Below are 21,433 nucleotides of genomic sequence, written 5' to 3'. Positions count from 1 at the left end.
CGCCTCCGCCGCAGGGTTTGACCTCCCCATGATAGCATGCGGACGACACCGTGACGAGTCACGTCCCAGGCGCGCGGTTGTCCTGCCACGTCGTGACGCGTTTTGTCGACGAGTTGTAGATGGCGTACACCTCATCTTCCGCCCCTCCGCTCTGTGCAGTCACCTTGATGACCCATGTCGTGTACTGCTGGCTGACGGTGACCGTGTACGATGCGCCGGATGCAGCATTGCCTTGCCAAGCAGAAGGCTGCGGCGCGTTCTGGCGCAGGTTGTTCAAGACAGAGACTGCGACACTCCTGGCCATCCAATACGCTTGCTGCCCTCTCGTGTGCAGCGCAAGCGTCCGCGCGGCGAACGTCACGAGCGTCAACATGGTTGCAGAAGCGGCGGCGGCGCACAGGCTGATGCTGAGCGTGGTCAGGAGGACACTCCCGTGTTCTGCTGCAGGTTGCCTGCGAGCGTGCATACAAACAGCTCCTTTGTTGTGCCGTCTTGAAAAGTCACCTGCAGGTGTACGGTTCCGCCGCTTTGCTGGACGGTGACAGAACGCACGTCCACCGCGATCACGGACGTGCCGCCGCCCGACTCGATGCGCACATACTGCCCGCTCTTGTTCACTTCGTACCGATACCCCGTTCCATCTGCCTCCTGCAGGTTCAGTCCACCAAAGGAGAGGGTGGCCTCTGCAGCGGCGTGTCCGTCGATTCGCAGCACGCGGCTCAAGCTGGCCCACATCGCATCATCTTCGCTGCGCTGCAACACGGCATTCTGTGCCAACCACAGAGAAAGGAACGCATGAACGCACAAGGTCACCACAATGGTTCCCGTCACCAAGGCGACAACCGTTTCCAGCAGCGAAAAGCCAAAGGTCCCATCGTTAGGACGTTGTTCCGGGCCCAGATGGCAAGTACAACGTCTGCGATGCGCCGTCCACACGAGCGACAAGGGTCACCACATCCTCCCCATGGATCGTCGTCTGTGCCGCGTCCACCGCACAGCCTGGGGTATCGTTCGCAGCCAAGGTCACCGCCTGTCCGGCCAGCCAGTACTCGGCCGCGTCGTCCGCACAGTCGTCGGCGCTTCGCTGCACTTCCGTACGCGCCTGTTCATGCGCCGCAGCGGCCCAGGCGCCGACCGCGGCTCCGCCCATCACGGCCACCATCCAGATAGCACACACAACTTCCAGCATGGTCACGGTTCGTCCCCCCACGCCGCCGCCTGTAATCCGCATCCGATGTACAAGTCGATGTCGCGCTCGGCACGGCCGTTCGTGAGGCGGATCACGCCGCCCACCTGACCATTGCCCAAGTTGTCGTACATCAACGAACCGGTGCCCAGTTCAAGGTACCCGTCGACGTAGTTCACACCGCTTGCGAACTGCACCGTATCCACTGGAACGCTCGAAATCAGCGTCGTGTAGGTGGGCGTATATTTGGACATGCGCACCCAGCCGTATGAGTCGAGGGCTTGCCCCGCCGTCTGCGCATAACGCAGGTGGGCGAGCAGGTCCACCGTGGTGCTGACCAAGGCCTGGTCTGACAACACGGCGCCGCATGCAGGTACCGCAAGTCCAACCGAGAGTCCGGTGATGAACAACGCCACCACCAGTTCCAGCAACGTGAAGCCGGCGCCGGTGTCCGCCCCCGCTGCGTGCGGCATCTCTTTGGCTGCGTTTGGCCACCGCACCGCCCGATCACGATGCATTGTCAAGCTCTCCGTGAACATCACAGGACACCGTGGCCTGATTTGCGCTCTCTGTGATCACGAAGTTCCCCCCGGACGGTTCTGTCGGCACACTGTCGAGCAGCTGTGCGTCCACGAGTTCTTGCAGCTGGTCCGTTGTATTCCCTGCAGGCCACGCGTGGTACAGCAGTTGGTACTCGGCCAGCGCGGCGCGAATCATCTGCTGGTCCTGCTCACAGGCCACCGTCTCCGCCCGTGACCCTGCCCCCATCAGGTGCGGCGTGACGACGGCAATCATCACCGCAACCACAAACACGGCCACCACCATTTCCATCAGCGTAAAACCGTGATCGGCTGAAAGCGCGTGGCTGCGGCCCTTCCGCTCCACCGCAGGCTCATCCGCATCCACCGCACGCCCCGCCCTGTCCACCGCACGCTCATCTCCATCCATCTCATGCCCCATCATGTCCATCCCTCCACCCATTCTGCAACCTTGCATTGGTCCAGCGGCTGAGCCGCGCACGTACGCTGGGCGCTCAAGCGTGGACCTGGCCGTTCGAAATCGCGGTCATCATGTCGTACATCGGTACGTACACGATATACATCGAAGCCGTGACCAACAGGCCCATCAACACGAGCAGCGTGGGTTCCAGCGTCTGCACCACGCGCTTCAGCCGGGTCGAGAGCATTTGTGCCGTGTACGTTTCGACCCGGCGGAACGCCGATTCCAGTTCACCGGTTTGCTCCGCCCAGCTCAGCAGCACACCCAACAGCGGATCCCAGTCCCCCTCGAAGACCTGGGCCACCGGGTACCCTTCGAGCACTCGGCCGCTGCTCCTGTGCGCGGCGTCCCGCAGCCACCGCGGACCGTCCGCCTGCGCAAGGCCTGCCAAGGCGTCTGTCAGGGCGATCCCGGCGCCCAGCAGCAAGTTCAGCAGCTGCGCCACGGTACGGGTTTTCGACAGGCGGATCCACCGCGCCCCCGGCAGACTCGGGCGAAGGCGCGCCCACGCCGCCGGCAGGCAGCTTCTCAGGACGATGGCAAGGCCGGCGCCCGCCACAACCAACGCGGCGCCGACGCCCACAGCGTCTGGGAGCAGCGTCAGGATGTCTGCGACCGTTCGGGTCGGGCCGGACAAACGCAGCCCCAATGATCCGTACACACTCACAAACATTGGCAGCACCACCCGCGAGACGAACACCAACAGGCCGCACATCAAGACCAGGAGAACGGCAGGATAGCTGACCAGGCGAACCCACTCCGATACCACACGCCGCCGCTGCTGCACGTGCTGACTCCAGGCGCGCAGCGCTTTTGCCACGTGCCCGGACCGTTCGCCCGCGGTGAGCAGCGTCTGCAGCAAGGCGGGCGCCATCGACTGCCAGCCGTCCGCCAGGGAGCGTCCTTCCTCTACGGCGGCCGCCGCGCTCTCCAGCCACAACTTCTGCGTTTTGGTCACCGGGTGCTGCCGCAGATGATGCACCGCTTGCTGCACAGGCAGTCCCGCCTCCAGCAAGGAAGCCATGTGGTCCGCCAGCCGGTCGAGATCGCGCGTGGATGCCCGCGGCAGGAGGCGCTGGTGAAGCCGGTCCCAGAGAGCCCCTCCTGGCCAGAACAGGCGCAGCTTGCGAAAGCGCGGCATCACGCATCACCTCCCAGCGGGGCCTGCGGCGTCCGCGCACTGGCCGGCGGCAGATCCGGCGGCTGCCCCGGGGTTCGCGCGCGGCCCACGGGTGAGCCCGGCGCACGGTGCGGCGGTCGATGGGGCGTACCCCCGTTGTCCGCCACTGTGTCGTACCAGCCGCGCAGCTCGGCCCAGCTGGCGCCGGACGCCAGTCGAGCGGCGAACACCGGGTCCATCGGTTCAATCTGAAACACGGCCTTGCGGCGGTTTCCCCTGCCCGTCCCCGCGCACGCATCGCAGCCCTGCCCGGTGCACAGTGCGCAATCCGCGTGCACCAGTGCCTGAAGCACCACCCCCCTCAGCACATCGCCCAAGGATTCGCGGGCGAGTCCCAGGTCAACCAGGCGTGCCGCGGCCCCGACGAGGTCGTGCGCGTGGGTCGTCGTCAGGACGAGGTGGCCGGTCATGGCCGCGCGCAAGGCCGCCCGCGCCGTCGCTTCATCGCGAATTTCCCCAATCATGATGACATCCGGGTCTTGCCGCAGCACCGCGCGCACCCCCACGTCGAACGTGACGCCGAGGCGCTCGCGCACCTCCATCTGCTGCCACTCGGGCCGGTGCATCTCGACGGGATCCTCGATGCTGACCACGCGCCGCCCCTCCGCCGCCAACGCCTGCAGCATCGCGTACAGCGTCGTGGTCTTGCCCGATCCGGTGCTGCCCGCGACCAGAATCATACCGGACGCACTCCGCAACAAACCGCGAACGACCGCCAACTGCGCAGCGGTCAACCCTAAGTCGGCCAGCGACGGCGCGGCACCGCCGCGCACGAACAGCCGCAGCACCGCTGTTTCTCCGCCGACGGTCGGCACGACGGCGACGCGAACGTCGCAGTGTTGGCCCTCTTCCCCTTGCGCAGCGTCGGTGACCCACTGGAACGCCCCATCTTGCGGAACCCGCGTCTCCGACACATCCAGCCGCGCCAGCGCTTTGATGCGCCGCACCACCGTGCCTGCCGGGTCGGGAACACGGACGAACGGTTCCATCCCCCCGTTCACGCGAAACATCACATTTAAATCTCCCTCGACGACATGCAGGTGCACATCGGACGCGCTGCGCGCCACGGCGTCATCAAGGATGCGCTGCAACAAAATGACGGCTGACAGTTCTTCCACTGCAATCGCCTCCTGGTAGAGAGGGAATTCGTGAAAGACGGCCAGCCGCCTGTTCTCTATACATGCCATCGCGCATCATTTTGTAAGATTTGTACAAAGGTGTCTATTTCTTTTCACGTGGCGCACAAACGCGTGGCATACCACTGCTCCTGCCAGCCGTCCGCACGCCAGACCAGCACCAGGTGAACGCCCGCCCAAGCATCCAGCTGCTCGTCTCGCAGCGAAAACCCGGCCTGACCCGTGGGGTGGCTGTGAAACGTCGCGACCACCTGCCCGCCTTGTGCTGCCAATGCGTACGCAAAGTCGATGACATCACGCGCGTCTGCATCACACCGCGTGGGGGTCATGTGTCCCCGAAGGACGTGCAGCCGCGGGCACTCGCCGGCGGACGGCGACGTGTACACCAGTCCGCAGCACTCGTTCGGATACGCCCGTTCGGCAGCGTCCCGTGCCGCCTGTGCCAGCGCGCTGCACCACCACGCCGGCGCCGGCCAGGGGCGTGCCCGGCGCCTATTCGACAAACTCGAACTCCATGTCTCCAATGCGGATCACGTCGCCTTCTTCGGCGCCCTTCCTGCGCAGGGCCTGGTCCACCCCGCGCTGCCGGAGGATGTACTGGAATCGCTTCACGGCGTCATACTGCTCGAAGTTGGTCATCTTCACGAGCTTCTCCAAGTCGGCGCTCTCCACGACAAACACGTGGTTCTCACGGCGAATCCGAAACGGCTCCGCGCGCTCATAGCGGTATACCTTCACAGACGCCGGGGCAGGTTCCGACGCAGCGGGCGCCTTCGCCTCTGCTGCCTCAATTTCATCCAGTTTGTCGGCCACCGCGTAGAGCAGTGCGGACAACCCTTGGTGGGTCGCGCCCGAAATCGGAAACACCGCCAGGTCCGGGTGCGCGCTTCGAAAGCGCTCGAGGTGCTCATCCGCGCCGGGCAAGTCCATCTTGTTGGCTGCGATGAGCTGCGGGCGCCGGGCCAACGATTCATCGTAGGACCGCAGTTCATCCACAATGACATCGTAATCCGCGAGCGGATCACGCCCCTCCACGCCAGCCATGTCAATCACGTGCACCAGGAGTTTGGTGCGCTCCACATGGCGCAGAAACTCCAGCCCCAGGCCGTGTCCTTCGTGGGCGCCTTCAATGAGCCCCGGCAAGTCCGCGATGACGAAGCTGCGTCCGTCCGGCACACTCACCACACCCAGCTCCGGAGACACCGTCGTAAAGTGGTACGCCCCCACTTTGGGCCGCGCCGCCGAGACCGCCGCAAGCAGCGTGGACTTCCCCACACTCGGAAAACCCACCAGCCCCACGTCCGCCAATACCTTGAGCTCCAGCGACAACCAGCGCTCTTCTCCCGGCTCGCCCTTCTCTGCCATATCCGGCGCCTTGTTGGCCACGGTTGCAAACCGCGTATTGCCGCGCCCGCCGCGACCGCCGCGCGCAACCACGAGGCGCTGCCCCGGGTGAATCAAATCACCGAGGAATTCCCCCGTATCTGCATCCCGCACCGTCGTGCCCGGCGGCACCTTGACCACCAGGTCCGGGGCGTTCTTGCCATGCTGATTCTTGACGCGGCCGTACTCACCGCGCTCTGCTTTATAGTGACGCTGATAACGGAAGTCAATCAGCGTGCGCAGCCCCTCGTCCACCACGAACACGACGTCCCCGCCCTTGCCGCCGTCGCCGCCGGCTGGCCCTCCAAGCGGCACGTACTTTTCGCGGCGGTACGAGACGATGCCGTTGCCGCCGTCGCCGCCTTTCACATAAATCCGTGCTTGATCGACAAACACAACTTGTCCTCCTAGCGTCGCCCGAGTACAACACCAACCCGTACGCTGGCATTATTTGTGGGATCTCGCGCCTCTATGTACGGCTTGCCATAGCGTGCCTCGAACTGCCTTCGCACGACTTCGGCCGCTTCTTCATGGTCTGACAACTGCAAGACGACTGTCAACAATGGCGCCGCCTGCGCGTCCGCCCATCCGGCAGCTTGCCCCATTGCCTGTAGTCCGTCCACCAGGTCCAGCACCGCCCCGCGCAGCCCCGCCGCAGCCGCAGCTTCGTCGGCCCAGCGCCACACACTGCTCACCAGTTCACAGAGCACAGGCGTCCATCGCACGGCCGCCTCTGCCCGGCCCAGTCGGACATGGGAGCACGCTGCCGCTGTCCAGAGCAGCGGCGGTGCGATCGTTTCGAAGGCGGACTGCGCCGCGGACAAGGATTGCAGCCACAGCGTCAATTCCGTCACAGCTTCAAGCGCCCGCTCCGGCCGATTCATCTGGATGTAAGCGCGCACGAGCTGCAGGTAATTGAGCACGTCATGCCGGTGCACGCGAAACGCGGCGGCCGCTTCTTCCCCACGAGGGCTGCCCACAGCGGATGCCGTCACTTGTCCTTCTTCCACCCCAGGCCCTCCCCTCCGATCGCAAAAGGGCCTGGCAGCAACCAGGCCCTCCCCTTACAATGGATTCCCTTACGCTTCCACGGCTGCTGCTGTCTCTGCCTCAGCACCCACAGCCACCGGATAGACACTGACCCGCTTGCGATCGCGGCCGTAGCGTTCAAACTTGACGCGCCCTTCCACCTTCGCGAACAGCGTGTCGTCCTTGCCGATGCCGACGTTGATGCCCGGGTGAATCTTCGTGCCGCGCTGACGTACCAGGATGCTGCCAGCGGTGACAACCTGTCCGTCGGCCCGCTTCACGCCGAGGCGCTTGGAGATACTGTCACGCCCGTTGCGCGTGCTGGACACGCCTTTCTTGTGTGCAAATCTTTGCAGGTCAAAATTCAACATGACCGATCACTCCTTCATATCGAACCCTGGTCAGGGTACCTGTTCACTTCGTACGATACGTCAATTCCACGTACCTCGGATACTTCGCTTTCGTCTGCTCGATGCCAAACAGCATGCTGCGGATGAGCAGCTGTACTTCCTCGGCGTGTGCCTGCGGCCTGACTTGGCACTGCAGCAGATGCCCATCGTCCTGTGCTTCCAGCTCAACCCCCAACAGCTTTTCACAACTGTTGATGGCGTTGAGCACCAAAGCGGACACAGCAGCGCATACCACATCCGAACCGGCCGACCCGTACCCGGCATGACCCGTGACCTGAAACGCGGTCACTTGCCCGGCGTGTTCGTCCACCTGCACGCGAATCATGGCTGCGGGTCAGGCTTGGATGGACTCAACCCGAAGTTTGGTATACGCCTGACGATGCCCCTGTTTCTTGTGATAGTTCTTCTTCGCCTTATACTTGAAAACGACGATTTTCTTCCCGCGGCCGTGCTCGACGACTTTGGCAGTGACGGAAGCGCCTGCCACGGTCGGAGCACCGACTTTCACCTGCTCGCCGCCAATCAGAAACACCTTGTCCAGCGTGACCTGCGAACCGACCTCTGCAGGCAGTTTCTCCACATAAATCGTATCGCCCTCAGAAACCTTGTACTGCTTTCCACCTGTCTCAACAATCGCGTACATGAATGACGCTCCTCACACTTAGACTCGCTGTCTCAGGCTCCCACGCTGTGCATGAGATTTTCAGCCCGCGACATGCGGTTGCAGCGATGTGCATACCCGATATATGTTACCATGGAAACCTGATTCAATCAAGCCAGGCCTCCAGTGTTTCCAGCCAGCGGCCCTCAAACACGGCGTCGAGCAGCTCTTCCTCTTCCAGGATGCTGCGCACACCGCCCTGTTCATCCAGCACATAGACCAGGTGGTATCGGTCCGGCGAAAACTGTTTGACCACATCCCGAACGGTCGTGTCGGCCGGGGCAGCAATCGAGCGAATCACTTCCGGCCTCGCACCCGCTGCCTGGCGTTTGGCGTCCAGGAACCGCACCGTATCCATGCTGATGTCCCGACGTCCCGTCCACGCGCTGATGAACAGAAAGACGCCGAGAATCAGCAGTCCCACATGCGGAAAGCCAGCCCACAACGCCACCCCGCCCAGACAGAGCAGGGCCAACGAAATGACGATTGCCATCCTGTACGCCTCCCGCGTCGCCTGTTCATAGCCGATGGTTCTGGAGCGCGCTGCCCGCAAAATCCTCCCCCCGTCCAGGGGCATGGCTGGAAGCATGTTGAAAATCGCGATCCACAAATTCAACCGAATGACCGTGTGCGTAAACGGTGTGCCCCACAAACCAGCCGCGGACATGCCCATGGCGGCTGCGACCAACAGGAGATTGACAAGCGGTCCGGCAATCGCGATGAGCGCCTCGTGACGCGGCGCAGGACCCATCCGTCCATAAGAGAGCTTGGCCACTCCACCGAACGGGAGCAGCGAGACCTCCTCGACTTCGTAGCCCAGGTGATTGGCGACCGCCGCGTGCCCCAACTCATGCAGCAGCACCAGCAGAAACAAGACGACGATCTCCTGCCACAAGCCAAATCCCACCGCACACAGGGCGAGCACAAAGAACAATGGGTGGAAGCGAATCGGCAGCCGGCTCTGCCGTCGTCTCTCTGTCCACCAGGTTCGAACGGAATACATACGCACGCCGCCTACTGCGAATTCCCGGTTTTCGCCGGGGCCGGGAAGTGAATGAAATCGTGCGGATTTTCAAACTGGTTGTTCTTCTCCAGGGCGAACTGCAGCTGGGGGTGCTTTGTTTGCGTCGGCAGGGACCCGATGACTTCGCCCGCTGACACGTACTCGTTGACATGCACGGTCGGGTTGGCAACACCGGTGTACCAGCTGGTACCGATGGATCCGTGGTCGATGGTGATGAAGGTGCCAGATTTGGTCGTCTGCACGCGGGTCACCGTGCCCGATCCCGCCGCCAGCACATGTTCACCCGGCGTCCCAGTCAACACCATCTCCGGTTCATTCGCCTGATAGTCCTGCGTGACGGTGATTGCGCCAGACAACGGTACGTGCATCACGGTTGCCCCTGTTCCCGGCAGAAATGACGGCAGTTGAATGTGGTGGGACGCTGCGAACGCAGACACGGTCGACCACAGGGTCGCGCTGTCGTCCTGTTCAAACGCGGTTTGATACACCCCGCGCACGTCTGCCGCTAACGGAGTCTGGTTGTGCATCGCATAGACGCCCGCCGCCACCAGCACACCCGCTGCCAGGGCTTGATAGAACCACGTCGAACCCGGCGGCGCTGACCGCGCCGTGCGGCGTATCGCTGCACTTTGAGCAGAATTGCACCGATCTGCCTCATACCCACGCGGACCGGCCAAATGCCGCCAAGTACCGGTTTCTGTCTGCTTCAAGCTGGCATCCTCGTCTGAAAATCCGTAGGGTGACGACGCGTCACTGAGCCAGCGCGGCGACCGTGACGACCAGGACTCTTCCGCCGACAGTGGCGGCATCCGGCGATTCTTTTCGATGGACGTGGACGATTCAGGGAGAGGCGTACCGCCAGATGAGGACACAGCGGCGGCACTGTGAAGCACGAGCCAGGGATTTTCGGATTCAGTCTCCGTCCCTGTGTGATTCGCCAGAGATTTTGAACGGGCTCTGGCGCCCCGCGGTGGTGTTGTCGCGTATGTGCGCAGCCGTTCCCACAAGTTTGCCGATCGCGGCATGTGTCCAACCTCCTCCCAGACATCTCAGTAATCTGTATGCCTGGGAGTGGACGAGTATGATGCCCCGTCCATTCGGACCGTGATGTGACGGAACGTATGAACCGTTCGAACGAACGCGTCGTGCCCGCTTCGCGTCCTCTTTATGCCTTACCGCCCATCAGGCGGCGAACCCGCCCCCACAGACCGCTGGGCTCGTCGTCCAGCACCATGAGCGGGACGGAATCCCCCAAGATGCGGCGGGCAATGTTGCGATACGCAATAGCCGCACGCGTGTCCGGACGCATGACCGTCGGCTCGCCCTTGTTGGCGTTGCGGATGACCGCCTCGTCGTCCGGTACAATGCCAAGCAGGTCAATCGCCAGCACCTGCACAATTTCGTCGATGTCCAGCATGTCGCCCTTTTTCACCATCCGTGGGCGAATCCGGTTGATAATCAATTTCGGTCCGTGCACTTCGGCCGCTTCCAGCAGCCCAATCACCCGGTCCGCGTCGCGAACCGCCGGCGTCTCCGGTGTCGTGACGACGATGGCGCGGTCGGCGCCCGCAACCGCCACCTTAAACCCGTGTTCAATCCCGGCGGGACAATCGATCACGACGTAATCGTGCGTCGCTTTCAGTTCTTCGATGATTTGCTTCACGGACTCAGGCTGCAGCGCGGTCTTGTCGCGTGTCTGAGATGCTGGCAGCAAGCTCAGGTGCTCAAACCGCTTGTCCCGAATCAGTGCCTGTTCGACGCGGCACTCGCCCGTCGCTACATCGACAATGTCGTAGATGATGCGGTTTTCCAACCCCATCACCACATCCAGATTGCGCAAACCGATGTCCGCATCGACCAGACAGACGCGTTTCCCCAGCAGTGCGAGCGCCGTACCGATGTTCGCAGACGAGGTGGTCTTGCCGACACCACCTTTACCTGATGTGATGACGATGGATGTTCCCATGTCGATTTCCTCCCGCGGTGGTTCTATCGTAAACGCACGCCGCTGTTATCCGGGCATGCTCTCCAACAAACTGGTCCGATACACCATTTTATCGACTGCCATCACGCCGTCACGCACGTAGGCGAACTCCATAAAGGTGTACAAGGCCTGGCCGGATTCGCGCTCCGGCGAACGACTGACAACGTCGGCAATCCGCAATTGGAGAGGACCAAACTCGGCTGCGGCGATGATGGCCCGGCTGTCGCCCGCCGCACCGGCGTGGGCAATGCCGCGCAGCTTCCCAAAGACATAGACGTCTCCGGTCGCGACCAGCTCTCCCCCTGGATTGACATCGCCAATCAGTACCACATCGCCCTCAAACTCGAGCCGCTGGCCGTTGCGCACCGTACCTTTGATAATGGACTGCTTCGGAAGTTCCGGCACGGACGAGTGGCGGGACTTTCCCCTGCCGCCGGGCCCAAACGACCGAATCAGGAAATTTTCCCGTTTCAGAAAGACGTCCAGAAGGGCGCGATTCTCCGTTAAGGTCAACTGCCGCGAACCATACTCGATGGACACCGGAACCTCCGCATCAGAAAACAGGACGGACCCTTCCCCGTCCAGCACACTCTCCAGGTGAGCGACCAGCTTCTCAAATTCACAATGCTCATCCAATAGAAACAACAGCCCGTCCTTGGTTCCTTTAATCGCAACCGGAGGCTGCGCGAGCTGTCTCACCCTTACCGCCAATTGGCTCCCTCCTGAACGATGCACACGGTATCAGAACTGCGAACATACATAACTCACCGGGCGCGTCCAACGAAGCGGCCCAATACCGCAAGGGTATTCGCGATCACGAACTCGATTTCCTGCAAACACACGAGAATCCGAAGAAATCCCAAGGTCAAACAGCACGCTGATGACCAGCGCTGACCTGTGTACCGTCAGGTGGGCCGGGACTCTTTCGCGCGGTACCGTCCCCGGGGCTTGCCTGTAAACCACGCAACCAGCGGGCGGTAGAACACCAGAAGGGCGATTCCGTTTTGAATCATTTCCGACAGCGAGTCCGCCAGGACCGTGTTCCACGAGAAGCCGGTCACGTTGAACAAGCGGGTCATGCCGAACGTGATCCACATTTGAATGAACGTGAACACGACCGTAATCATGAACGCGATGGAGAAATTGCGCTGCAGGAACTGCGAAAACGTCGCTGCGGCAAAGTACCCGATGACGCCGTACGTGAAGGCGTTGAGGCCGACAAATGAAGAGAACATGACGTCCTGAATGAGTCCGATGAGCACACCAAGGACCATCGCCGCGCGCGGACCGCGCGTCATCGCCGCGACCATCAGGACCACCAGCACCAAATTGGGCTGCAGGACCCGAATCGGTGGAATCTGAAAGAGGGTGGACTGGATAATCAGCGCCAGCCAGAGCACGAAAAACGCGATCACGTTTCTCATGGGGTCTCCCCACCCTGGACGGCCTTCCCCTTGACCACAAACACGTTTTGCAGATAGGCAAGGTCAGCCGCAGGCTTCACGACGGCCGACTGCGTCAGGCCCTGAACCCCCTGCTGCAGACGGACCACCGTACCGATGCGCAGCCCGCCCGGAAACATGGATGTACTCAGTCCCGACGTCACCACGGTATCTCCAGGCTTGACCTGCAGCAGCGGCGAGAGGAAATTCATTTCCAGGTCGCCAGGCACCTGAGACGAACCGGAGACAATCCCGAACGGCTGGTTCGCGCCGGGCACCTGAACCCGCGCTGACACACTGTCACCCACCTGCGTATCGGTGATGAGCAGCACTTTCGAGCTGAACTGTGCAGCGACCGACACCCGGCCAACCAGACTCCCGTCCGTCGACACAACGGCCATGCCGCTCTGGACACCATCGGCCGTCCCGACGTTAATCGTGATTTCCGAGTTCCACGCGGACGGATCACGACCCACCACGGCCGCCGGCACCGTGGTGAACGCCTTGCCCGCGCCCTGCTTGAAGCCGAGCATCTGACCCAGGCGCGCATCCTCGGCCTGCGCGTCTTTCAGTTCGATTTGGAGCTGCGCGTAATTCTGCAGCTCAGATTTGAGCTCAGCGTTTTCCACATACATCTGGTGCAAATCATGCAGTCCTGCGAGAAAGCCGGTCAGCTTGCTGACCGGTCGATAAATCCAGCCGCCGACCGTATTCTCTACGTCCATGACCACGCTCTCCGGCCACACCGCAGTACCGCCGCCAGCGCGCAGCGTCAACCCCGCGATGACAATGAGGACAATCACGCTGGCCAACAAAATGAACAACCTGCGACTTGTCACGAGTCGGGACACCCGCATCCCACATCCTTACCGTCGTTGATTGAACAGCGCCATGGATCGCGATCGGCGCTTTGGCGTGTTCAAGCCGACTGCCGCCATCCAATGACGTTGCTACGCGCGCCTTGCCTTGCGCGACGCCAAGTTTCTGCGGCGATACACGTCGTAGTTATCCAGCGCCTTGCCCGTTCCAATCGCGACGCAGTCCAGCGGCGCTTCCGCAACGACGACCGGCATCCCAGTCTCATCCGCCAACTTGCGGTCGAGATTTTTCAGCAGCGCGCCGCCGCCCGTCAGAACGATGCCGCGATCCATAATGTCCGCGGCCAGCTCCGGAGGGGACTTCTCCAGCGTAACTTTCACCGCCTCGATGATGGCGCCGACCGTATCCGACAAGGCGGAACTGATTTCCGAAGCGGTGATAGAAAAGGTCTTGGGCAGACCGGACAGCAAGTCCCGGCCGCGAATCTCCATCGCCGTGTCTTCCTCCGGCACAATGGCCGTACCAATCGTCATCTTCAACTCTTCCGCAGTCCGCTCACCAATCATCAAGTTGTACTGCTTCTTTATGTACTGAATGATGGCCTCGTCCATCTCATCGCCTGCGACCCGAATGGAGCGGCTTGTGACAATGCCGCCCAGTGAAATGATGGCGACCTCCGTCGTCCCGCCGCCAATGTCGACGACCATGCTGCCCGTCGGTTCGCCCACCGGCAAGCCCGCGCCAATCGCAGCCGCCATCGGTTCCTCGATGGTCTGCGCATCCTTCGCGCCCGCTTCGATGGCCGCATCTTCCACGGCTCGCTTCTCGACTGCGGTAATCCCCGAGGGCACGCAGATCATGACCCGCGGCTTGCCGCTCCAGTTGGACTTGGTCTTCATCGCTTGACGAATAAAGTAACGAAGCATGGTCGCGGTGGTCTGGAAGTCCGCAATCACGCCGTCTTTCATCGGGCGTACAGCGACAATGTTGCCAGGCGTGCGGCCAATCATCTGCTTGGCTTGCTCGCCAACCGCTTCGATCGCTCCGTTATCCGTTCGAATCGCAACCACCGACGGCTCGCGAACGACGATGCCCCGTCCCTTCACATAGACAAGCGTATTCGCGGTACCGAGGTCAACACCCATATCCCTGCCGGAAAACATTCAGTCACTGTCCCCTCTCACTTCAATTCAGTTCTTCATGTTGACACTTCATGTGCGTTCGCCGCACCCAGACGTTCGCCAACACCCAGCCTGCCCTGCGGGTCTCACTGCATGTACCCCTGGGCCTTGAGGCTGACAAATTGACCATCTCCGATGACGATGTGGTCGAGCACATCAATGCCAATGAGCCTGCCCGCTTCACAGAGGCGTCGTGTCACGGCAATATCTTCCGCGCTCGGGGTCGGATCGCCGCTCGGGTGGTTATGTAAGCACAGGATGGCCGAAGCGCTGCGCTTGACCGCTGCTTTGAAGATTTCGCGCGGGTGGACAATCGAGGCGTCGAGACTGCCCACCGATGCCACTTCCTCGCCGATAATACAATGTTTCGTGTCCAAATGCAGCGTGACAAAGTGCTCTTTTTTAAGGTGCCTCAACCGATCCATAAAATACTCGGCTGCGTCATCTGCGCTTCGAATCTGCGGTTTCTGCACGACAGGTTTCTGCACGATGCGGCGCCCCAGCTCGACACTTGCCGCAATTTGGAGGGCTTTCGCGAGGCCGATGCCTGGAATCGCAACGAGTTCCTCCACCTGCGTATCCAAGAGCCCATAGACACCATTCACGTGCGCCAACACCCGCGACGAGAGTTCATAGACTGAAGCCGTCTTGTTGCCAGATTGCAAGATCACGGCGAGCAGTTCGTCACTGCGCAGCACCTGCGGTCCGTACCGCAGCAGCCGTTCGCGCGGTGCCTCTGGTGTCGACCCGGACCTGCGTTCATCCATTTGGAAGCGCCCCCTTGAAGCAAGATGCCTCTACCATAGGGCGCGCACAAAGGGTTGGCAAACCCGATTGACTTCAAACTTGTTCAATCGTCGCAATCCGTAGAAATTCAGTCCCTGTGCGGTGTCAGTCATTAGTATAGCGTAAAAGCCTGTCATATTCGGTAGCATTCGTGGTCTAACTTGCGAATTCGACACGCGTCTTCACAGTCCTGCCAAATCTCCGGTTTAACCTTCCATCTTCATCTGCGCCAGCAGACTGTACGCGGTCATCAAGTGCGTCATTGCAGCGCTGTGCGATGTCGAATTCGCAGCGTCGTGGTAGGCGTCTGCGAATTGCTGTACCAGGCCGTTCAGCGTTGCCCCAGCCCCGGTCTTCGCCAGCGATTGTGCGCTCGGCTGAATCTTGTTCGCGTTGGTGTACGCCGTGGACGCATCCCGTTCGGACTCCCCATCCTGCATCCACGCCGCCAGCGCATTCATCGCGCTGACTTCTGCGGACAGCCAGCGCGTCAAGGCTTGTCCCTCCGCCTTCGTCAATGCGGGGAGCGTTGGCTCCGCCTTCGTCGGCATGGACAACTGAACGACTTGCGCCGAGATCCCGCGATGCTGCAGCGAAGCAGACGTGTCCTGTAAATCCCCCGGCTGCATGGCAATCGCAGCGATTAAGGCTTCCTTTTGTGCACCATTCGGGTAGAGGACAGTCTGTACTCCTTTTTGTTTGAACTGGGTTTGGGCGGCAGCCGCCGCAGACGCATTGGGATAGGTACCCACCTCGACCGCACTGATGTTGGTCGCGGGCAGTACAATCTGCGGCCCGGACAAAGCGGCGGTCGTCGGCCACGCGCTCGACATCACATTGCCGGCCGCTGGCGCTGAGGGCATTTGATGAAACAAGATGAGGCCGAGGCACCCCATCGCAAGTCCGAAAATCAAGCCAACCTGGAATGCATCGCGAACCTTCCGGCGAATCCCTGTACGTGAGACATCCGCACTGGATTCGACCTGGCTCTGCACCATCGCGCTTGCGTCGACGGGCCGGTCGCCGATTGTTCTGTGGTCCGCCAGGGCTTTATGGTCAACGAGCGCGCGCTGGTCCGCAAGTGGTTTGTGGTCCACGACCGCTGCAGGCTCAGCGAGCGCCCTGCGCTCGACGATGGGCGCGTGTTCAACGACTGTCTGGTCTCGGGCAGGAGCCACAGTGGATGCGGGCTCATCCCCGCCGACAACCCATTGCTCGCGGCCCATGCGCACCACCACACGAACAGATTTTTCGTGTTTCGCGCTTGTGCTTCGGTAGTCACGTTGTTCCATTGGCGTCGTTCCCCCTGTGCTCCTCAAGTACTATGAGTCTATGAGGGCGCCTCGGAAACTATGAGACCCGGTGAGAGAAAAGAAAGAGTCCGCGCGGTAAACGCGCGGACTCGGTGCCTAGAACTTTTTGTGTGCTTGTTTGTCTCCCCAGTGGTTCCCTTTTACCCGAGATGACTCCCGAACCCCGAGACGCTACTGAATTTCGTATATCTTGATGGTTCGTTCTCCCCAGGCATCTGCTTCGGCCTGCGTCGCCACACAGATATCGATGCGGTCGCCGACGATGGCACCGCCGGTATCTTCAGCGCGCACGACCCCGATGCCTGGAATGTAGAGCTTCGTGCCGAGCGGTATGACGCGCGGATCCACAGCCACAACGCCGGGTTCCGCAGCCATGCCAGTGGATGTTCGGCCGCCCGCGACATAGGCTGTCGCCACGACCGTCAGCGTTCCCATCGGAATCATACTCGAATCCGAACGGCTCGCCACCGTGGAGCGGCTGGCCGCTGGCGCCGGTCGATGGGCAGTACCCACTTCGATGACTTCGTCGCGTGGCTGATGCACGATCTGCCGCATGGTATGATAATTGGTGATCGTGCCGTCTTGGTAGACGCATGGTGACTGTATCCGCAGCAACCCTTTCACACCGTACGTCAGGACACGCTGCTGGCCCTGGTAGAGCCGGTCCGTATACCGCCGCAGGGTCTGAAATGGTATCTCTTGCGTCTTGACCTCGACGAACATGTGCACTGTATCCGTCTTTGGTTGTGGGCCCAATGGCTTCGGTCGACTGAGAAAGGTCTCGGCTTCCCCAATCGTTTGCCCATCTGAAAAACTGCTCTGTTCGGTTGTACCTTGGCCGATCTTGCGTGGACCATTGTCGTGCACTCGTGACGTTTCATTCGCTGATGCATGCAGGTTCGCTCCAGTGACACCAATCAACATGGCAACAGCGGCTGAAACATACAGAGCCGTGGACTTTGGTAGACGCACTCCATCACCTCTCCCAAAAGCGGGAAAGGATAACCACAAGGGTGCCTAGGCTTCACATAGTATATATAACCCGTACATTGGAATGCAATGGATCAAAGAGGAATCTTCCTCCTCAGACATGAAGCTCCTGGCACTGCGACCAAGACACCGCTGCACAAAACCACGCCCGCGAACGACGCGAAACAGCCGCTCATGGCTGCTGCAGCACCCCGGCGTCCAATGCCGTAAAGGCACGATGCAACGTGACACGGACCGTCCCGCCGGGCGCCACCGAGGTCGGCACGGAGACGGTTGCGCTGGAGGTCATGCCAATCCACACGCCCACATCCAGGAGCGGCTCCTGGGTGTTCATCAGGTTTACACCCGTACCCACGACCACGTCCGGCACGACGTTTGTCGTGATTACCGTTCCATCTGGGAGCGTCTGTGTGGACGCGGCGTCACCCAGATGCAGGACATTCAATCCAGCGCCAGCCGGGGGACTGGTCTCAGACGACGCCTGCAGCGTCAGGTCCGCAGCGGTCAAGCCGCTCAAGGACGCGTCTGCCAGCAGTTTGACTTTGACGATGGCGAGTTCATTCGTCAACGCCGCTTGTGCCGCAGCATCCGCCTGTTGCTGGGCTTGTTCCAGTCGAACGGCCTGGCTGCGCTGCATCCCCCACACCACCAGCGGCGGCAAGAGCACGGCAATCATCGCGAGAATCATGAGCACGTACACCAGGCTGTAGCCTTCCTCTCCCCGCAGCCTCGTCGTCTTCACCCCCTCTCCCTCAACAGACGCGCCGCCCAGCCCCTAGGGGCTGGGATTTGCAATGACCTGCGTCGATGTTTCATATTGGATGGGTTGGCCGCCCGGCCCGGGCGCCTGCATCTGAAAGTCAAGCGTGACCAGGGTGGCGTCTCCATCATCGGAAGGACGAACCACAGGCCACGGCACGCCGACAACGTCCCGGGCCAACAGCATGGGTCCTGTCTGTGCTGAACCGCTCATGGTATAGGTCACCGTGCCGCTGGATGGCTGGTACGTGAAGACGTATGTGGACTGATTCCAGGTGGTGACCGTCAGTGTCGACGGGCCAGCCGATGTACCGAGGACAGCCGCTGGCGCCGTCTCGGCGTTCTCCACGGTGCGCCCGATGAAAGAAATCGCGTTTTGCGCGGACTGGTTGAGTTCGGAAAACGTGACTGCCCGCGTGAATCCAGCCGCGATCGCGATGTACAGTTTGACCCCTGCCGTGAGCACCAGCGCAGCCATGACGGCCCCGGCCAAGAGCTCCATCAGGGTGAAGCCATCGGGTCGAGTTGCGGTCATGACGAACGCCTCCAGTACACCGTGACCTCGTACGGCTGTGCCTGCGGGACGAGGGTTACAACCCCCGGCACGGTCAGCCCATTGACCGCTGCGGAGGCGGCTTGGGACACCAGGCTGTAGCCGGGCGGCAGCGCGGAAACCGTCGGATCAGCCTTCGTCCGGCAATTCCCTGTGACCATGTCACAGTCCGTCACCCACGACAATTCAGTGACAGAGAAATACAGACTGGACGGAAACTGCGGCTTGGCGTCGGGAAACACCGCGTCAACCGGCCGTCCGCTGTCCGCCGCCAGTTCGTCCAGGTAGCGGACGCGCTGCGACAAGGACTGCTGCATCACCTCGGCTTCAATGTACTGCGCGGCGAAGTTTGCCTCCGCTCGCAAATTGTCCTCGGTGACGGTCATTGAAATGGTTTGCGCGACCGCCGTGAGCGCGACCGCCGCCAACCCCAAAATCAGTGCGGCCGCCGCTGCTTCCACCAGCGTATCCCCCCGGTCAGAGGTCTCCCCGTGAAACATCGTTGGCATCCATCCCATGGCGTCCTTCTCCCGTGACTATCGATTTGACTACGGATTCGCGACCCACACATTCAACGCCGCCTCGTACCTGGCTCCACTGCGTGTGACGGTACAGGACGAGACTTGAATGACGCCTTGTGCACGGTCGATTTGGCTGAGAAACGCTGCCAGCGCGCTGTTCGATCCGGACACCGTCACCACGGCCGCCGCCTCGCGAAGCGCACCCTGCGCTGGCACAGTACTGCCAATCCACTGTGTCCCGGACGTCCACGGCGTCCCTGGGAAGCGGACGGACTGAAGCTGAACACCCGAGGCGGACTCCGCCTGGTTCAGCCAGCGCAGGAACCCCGCTTCGTCCAGTCCCTGCGGCGTTTGCGCGGGCGCTGTGGACACACGCTGCCTGGCCGGCTGTGCCTGCCCGCGGCGGCCCGCCGTGATGGCCAACTCGGACCGCAGCCGCGCGACTTGGGCCTGATGCGCCGCTGCACTGGCCGCCTCGTGGGTGAACCAGAGCAGGCTGGCGGCGAACACGGCTGCGCTGAGAGCGATGACCAGCAGACGCAGCGACAGCCACGACGGCACGCGCGGCGCGAGCAGCGTGCGCAAGGAAGACTTCACTTCTGAATGGCCGCGCAGGCTCATGACGAAACCTCCCAGCCGATCGCGATGTCAAACGTGATGGCGGCGCCGGACGCACCCCGGCTCGCACTCGTCAACTGGACACTCGTCACGCCCGGGAGTTTTTCAAGTCCGTCCATGGCATCCGCGACACGGGTGAGATCGGTCGCGCTGCCCGTGATGGTGGTTTCCGTCGGCGTCCAGCTCAGCTGTTCGACCGACACCCCCGACAGCGCCGTCATCAGCCGCCCGTACAGCCCGCCCATCCGAGAAGCTGGCGGAACGCGCTGGGTCGATGCGCCGGAAGCCGTCGTCCGGCCGCCGCCCCCTGGTGCGAGCCTCGACTGCGTCGGCCGCGACACCAAGGCCGCCTGCTTTTGCAATTGAGCGCCCTCCGTCTGCAGGACCCGCGCGTGATGCTGTTGGCTCCAGCCACTTACGAGCAGGCAGACTGCGGCAACGGCGAACAACCCGACCAAGGTGTTCCTCCACCACAAAGATGCCCCGCTGCCACGGGGATCGTCCACCAGCAGGTTTATCTCCGCCGCCATCTCGCTCGCCCCTTTCGCAGCGCCAGGCCGCCAGCGGCCGCGTACAACGACGCACGGGAAGCAGAGATGAGACGTTCGGTCTCGGCCTGCAAGTCGACCGCCCACACGGGCAGATGCGACACCGTCTCAAGGGCGCGCGCCCAAGCATCCCCGTGCGCTTCCTCTGTGCACAACCACACCACGTCGCACTGCAGCGGGCTGCCGTAGATCGCGCCGTACTGCAAAAAGTTCAAATAGCGGCTGACTTCCTGCGCCAGGATGGGCGCAACCTCTTCGCTCGACTGCGCTTGCTCGAACATGACCGATCGCGATGCCACAATCACTTGGCGGTACACGACCGTCAGCTCCAGTGCGCCTTGGCTGACGTCCACGACCAGCGCGGTGCCGTTCAAGCTGTCCGTCCGGCGGTGCAGCAGCAGGCGAAGCAGCGCCAGGCTGCGCGGCTCCACGGCAATCGGCCGCATGCCGACCGAACGGACCACGGCCTGGAGGGCGCGAACCTGCTCGCGCCGAGCCGCGTAAATCGTCACGTAGGTGGCATCCGGCCCGTCACCGCCCGGAAACACGGCGTAGTCAAAGGCCGGATCGGAAAATGGCACAATCATCTGGCTCTCCATCTCCGCACGCACCGCATCCCCAATCAGATTTGCAGCCAGCGGCGGCAGCCGGTGCGGACGCACCACAGTTGCGCCAATCGGCAGTCCAAGCACCGCGTGCGCCCCCTTCAGGTGTTCCGTCTTGACAATCGCCCGGAGCGCCGCGCGATACTCGTCCGCAATCACCGGGTCCGCGTCGTCCCACGTCATCGGGCCGAGCTCAAACGCCGACCCCAAAGCGGCAAAGCCCGCGCGCTTCAGCACCGCGCACCGCACAGCACGCCGCCCAAATTCGATACCGACTTGTACGCTGTTCCCCACCATTCATCCCTA

Annotated in this window: 29 protein-coding genes and 1 other annotated feature; all 29 genes read right to left on the bottom strand. The window is 62.0% G+C overall.

Annotation, left to right across the window (positions count from 1 at the left end; all coding sequences use genetic code 11):
• Positions 1-58 precede the first annotated feature (58 nt).
• The 29 genes from JI721_RS15450 to pilM all read right to left on the bottom strand — a co-directional run bounded on the left by JI721_RS15450 (position 59) and on the right by pilM (position 21,421).
• The gene (locus tag JI721_RS15450; RefSeq protein WP_274455741.1) at positions 59-466 is read right to left on the bottom strand and encodes a hypothetical protein; all 408 of its coding nucleotides are present in this window, start codon (positions 464-466) and stop codon (positions 59-61) included.
• Positions 418-831, bottom strand: coding sequence for a hypothetical protein (locus JI721_RS15445; RefSeq protein ID WP_274455740.1), 414 nt, complete (start codon positions 829-831; stop codon positions 418-420). The genes JI721_RS15450 and JI721_RS15445 overlap by 49 nt, the downstream gene beginning before the upstream one ends.
• A 46-nt stretch (positions 832-877) precedes the next feature.
• Positions 878-1,195 (bottom strand): hypothetical protein, encoded by a 318-nt coding sequence (locus JI721_RS15440; RefSeq protein ID WP_274455739.1) that lies wholly within the window; start codon positions 1,193-1,195, stop codon positions 878-880.
• On the bottom strand, positions 1,192-1,704 hold the full coding sequence (locus tag JI721_RS15435; RefSeq protein ID WP_274455738.1) for a pilus assembly FimT family protein: 513 nt from the start codon (positions 1,702-1,704) through the stop codon (positions 1,192-1,194). The genes JI721_RS15440 and JI721_RS15435 overlap by 4 nt, the downstream gene beginning before the upstream one ends.
• Positions 1,694-2,149: a prepilin-type N-terminal cleavage/methylation domain-containing protein gene (locus tag JI721_RS15430; RefSeq protein ID WP_274455737.1), complete on the bottom strand. Its 456-nt coding sequence runs from the start codon at positions 2,147-2,149 to the stop codon at positions 1,694-1,696. Before JI721_RS15430 ends, JI721_RS15435 begins: the two co-directional genes overlap by 11 nt.
• 70 nt (positions 2,150-2,219) lie before the next feature.
• A complete protein-coding gene (locus JI721_RS15425) occupies positions 2,220-3,326 on the bottom strand; it encodes a type II secretion system F family protein (protein WP_274455736.1) in 1,107 nt (368 codons plus the stop codon).
• The gene (locus tag JI721_RS15420; protein WP_274455735.1) at positions 3,326-4,483 is read right to left on the bottom strand and encodes a GspE/PulE family protein; all 1,158 of its coding nucleotides are present in this window, start codon (positions 4,481-4,483) and stop codon (positions 3,326-3,328) included. The genes JI721_RS15425 and JI721_RS15420 overlap by 1 nt, the downstream gene beginning before the upstream one ends.
• A 113-nt stretch (positions 4,484-4,596) precedes the next feature.
• Positions 4,597-5,004, bottom strand: a complete 408-nt coding sequence (locus JI721_RS15415) for a Mov34/MPN/PAD-1 family protein (protein WP_274455734.1) — start codon at positions 5,002-5,004, stop codon at positions 4,597-4,599.
• On the bottom strand, positions 4,994-6,280 hold the full coding sequence (gene obgE, locus JI721_RS15410; protein WP_274455733.1) for a GTPase ObgE: 1,287 nt from the start codon (positions 6,278-6,280) through the stop codon (positions 4,994-4,996). The genes JI721_RS15415 and obgE overlap by 11 nt, the downstream gene beginning before the upstream one ends.
• 11 nt (positions 6,281-6,291) lie before the next feature.
• Positions 6,292-6,894, bottom strand: a complete 603-nt coding sequence (locus JI721_RS15405) for a Spo0B domain-containing protein (protein ID WP_274455732.1) — start codon at positions 6,892-6,894, stop codon at positions 6,292-6,294.
• 69 nt (positions 6,895-6,963) lie between these two features.
• The gene (gene rpmA / locus JI721_RS15400; protein WP_274455731.1) at positions 6,964-7,284 is read right to left on the bottom strand and encodes a 50S ribosomal protein L27; all 321 of its coding nucleotides are present in this window, start codon (positions 7,282-7,284) and stop codon (positions 6,964-6,966) included.
• Between the two features lie 43 nt (positions 7,285-7,327).
• The gene (locus JI721_RS15395; protein ID WP_274455730.1) at positions 7,328-7,648 is read right to left on the bottom strand and encodes a ribosomal-processing cysteine protease Prp; all 321 of its coding nucleotides are present in this window, start codon (positions 7,646-7,648) and stop codon (positions 7,328-7,330) included.
• Positions 7,649-7,657: 9 nt separating this feature from the next.
• A complete protein-coding gene (gene rplU, locus JI721_RS15390; RefSeq protein ID WP_274455729.1) occupies positions 7,658-7,966 on the bottom strand; it encodes a 50S ribosomal protein L21 in 309 nt (102 codons plus the stop codon).
• Positions 7,967-7,976: 10 nt separating this feature from the next.
• Positions 7,977-8,056 (bottom strand) — a sequence feature (ribosomal protein L21 leader region).
• A 34-nt stretch (positions 8,057-8,090) separates the two neighbouring features.
• Complete coding sequence (locus JI721_RS15385; RefSeq protein WP_274455728.1) at positions 8,091-8,987, bottom strand: site-2 protease family protein; 897 nt, start codon at positions 8,985-8,987, stop codon at positions 8,091-8,093.
• A gap of 11 nt (positions 8,988-8,998) precedes the next feature.
• Entirely contained in the window at positions 8,999-9,718 is a 720-nt protein-coding gene (locus JI721_RS15380) for a M23 family metallopeptidase (protein WP_274455727.1), read from the bottom strand.
• Between the two features lie 455 nt (positions 9,719-10,173).
• Entirely contained in the window at positions 10,174-10,974 is an 801-nt protein-coding gene (gene minD / locus JI721_RS15375; RefSeq protein ID WP_274455726.1) for a septum site-determining protein MinD, read from the bottom strand.
• Between the two features lie 45 nt (positions 10,975-11,019).
• Positions 11,020-11,703, bottom strand: coding sequence for a septum site-determining protein MinC (minC, locus tag JI721_RS15370; protein ID WP_274455725.1), 684 nt, complete (start codon positions 11,701-11,703; stop codon positions 11,020-11,022).
• Positions 11,704-11,897: 194 nt separating this feature from the next.
• Complete coding sequence (gene mreD, locus JI721_RS15365; RefSeq protein WP_274455724.1) at positions 11,898-12,416, bottom strand: rod shape-determining protein MreD; 519 nt, start codon at positions 12,414-12,416, stop codon at positions 11,898-11,900.
• Positions 12,413-13,273, bottom strand: coding sequence for a rod shape-determining protein MreC (gene mreC, locus JI721_RS15360; RefSeq protein ID WP_274455723.1), 861 nt, complete (start codon positions 13,271-13,273; stop codon positions 12,413-12,415). The genes mreD and mreC overlap by 4 nt, the downstream gene beginning before the upstream one ends.
• Positions 13,274-13,384: 111 nt before the next feature.
• Positions 13,385-14,416, bottom strand: coding sequence for a rod shape-determining protein (locus JI721_RS15355; RefSeq protein WP_274455722.1), 1,032 nt, complete (start codon positions 14,414-14,416; stop codon positions 13,385-13,387).
• A 104-nt stretch (positions 14,417-14,520) separates the two neighbouring features.
• On the bottom strand, positions 14,521-15,201 hold the full coding sequence (gene radC, locus JI721_RS15350; protein ID WP_274455721.1) for a RadC family protein: 681 nt from the start codon (positions 15,199-15,201) through the stop codon (positions 14,521-14,523).
• A 225-nt stretch (positions 15,202-15,426) separates the two neighbouring features.
• Entirely contained in the window at positions 15,427-16,512 is a 1,086-nt protein-coding gene (locus JI721_RS15345; protein ID WP_274455720.1) for a hypothetical protein, read from the bottom strand.
• Positions 16,513-16,704: 192 nt separating this feature from the next.
• The gene (locus tag JI721_RS15340) at positions 16,705-17,505 is read right to left on the bottom strand and encodes a G5 and 3D domain-containing protein (RefSeq protein ID WP_274455719.1); all 801 of its coding nucleotides are present in this window, start codon (positions 17,503-17,505) and stop codon (positions 16,705-16,707) included.
• 190 nt (positions 17,506-17,695) lie between these two features.
• Positions 17,696-18,265, bottom strand: coding sequence for a hypothetical protein (locus JI721_RS15335; protein WP_274455718.1), 570 nt, complete (start codon positions 18,263-18,265; stop codon positions 17,696-17,698).
• A gap of 33 nt (positions 18,266-18,298) precedes the next feature.
• Positions 18,299-18,817: a PilW family protein gene (locus JI721_RS15330; RefSeq protein ID WP_274455717.1), complete on the bottom strand. Its 519-nt coding sequence runs from the start codon at positions 18,815-18,817 to the stop codon at positions 18,299-18,301.
• Complete coding sequence (locus tag JI721_RS15325; protein WP_274455716.1) at positions 18,814-19,353, bottom strand: hypothetical protein; 540 nt, start codon at positions 19,351-19,353, stop codon at positions 18,814-18,816. Before JI721_RS15325 ends, JI721_RS15330 begins: the two co-directional genes overlap by 4 nt.
• A 30-nt stretch (positions 19,354-19,383) precedes the next feature.
• Positions 19,384-19,977, bottom strand: a complete 594-nt coding sequence (locus JI721_RS15320) for a hypothetical protein (protein WP_274455715.1) — start codon at positions 19,975-19,977, stop codon at positions 19,384-19,386.
• A complete protein-coding gene (locus JI721_RS15315; RefSeq protein WP_274455714.1) occupies positions 19,974-20,504 on the bottom strand; it encodes a PilN domain-containing protein in 531 nt (176 codons plus the stop codon). The genes JI721_RS15320 and JI721_RS15315 overlap by 4 nt, the downstream gene beginning before the upstream one ends.
• Positions 20,489-21,421 (bottom strand): type IV pilus biogenesis protein PilM, encoded by a 933-nt coding sequence (pilM, locus tag JI721_RS15310; RefSeq protein WP_274455713.1) that lies wholly within the window; start codon positions 21,419-21,421, stop codon positions 20,489-20,491. The genes JI721_RS15315 and pilM overlap by 16 nt, the downstream gene beginning before the upstream one ends.
• Positions 21,422-21,433: the final 12 nt, after the last annotated feature.

The organism is Alicyclobacillus cycloheptanicus, from assembly GCF_028751525.1.
Lineage (GTDB): Bacteria > Bacillota > Bacilli > Alicyclobacillales > Alicyclobacillaceae > Alicyclobacillus_L > Alicyclobacillus_L cycloheptanicus.
Note: the sequence above shows the minus strand (reverse complement) of the source record. Positions and strands in the feature narration are given on the sequence as shown.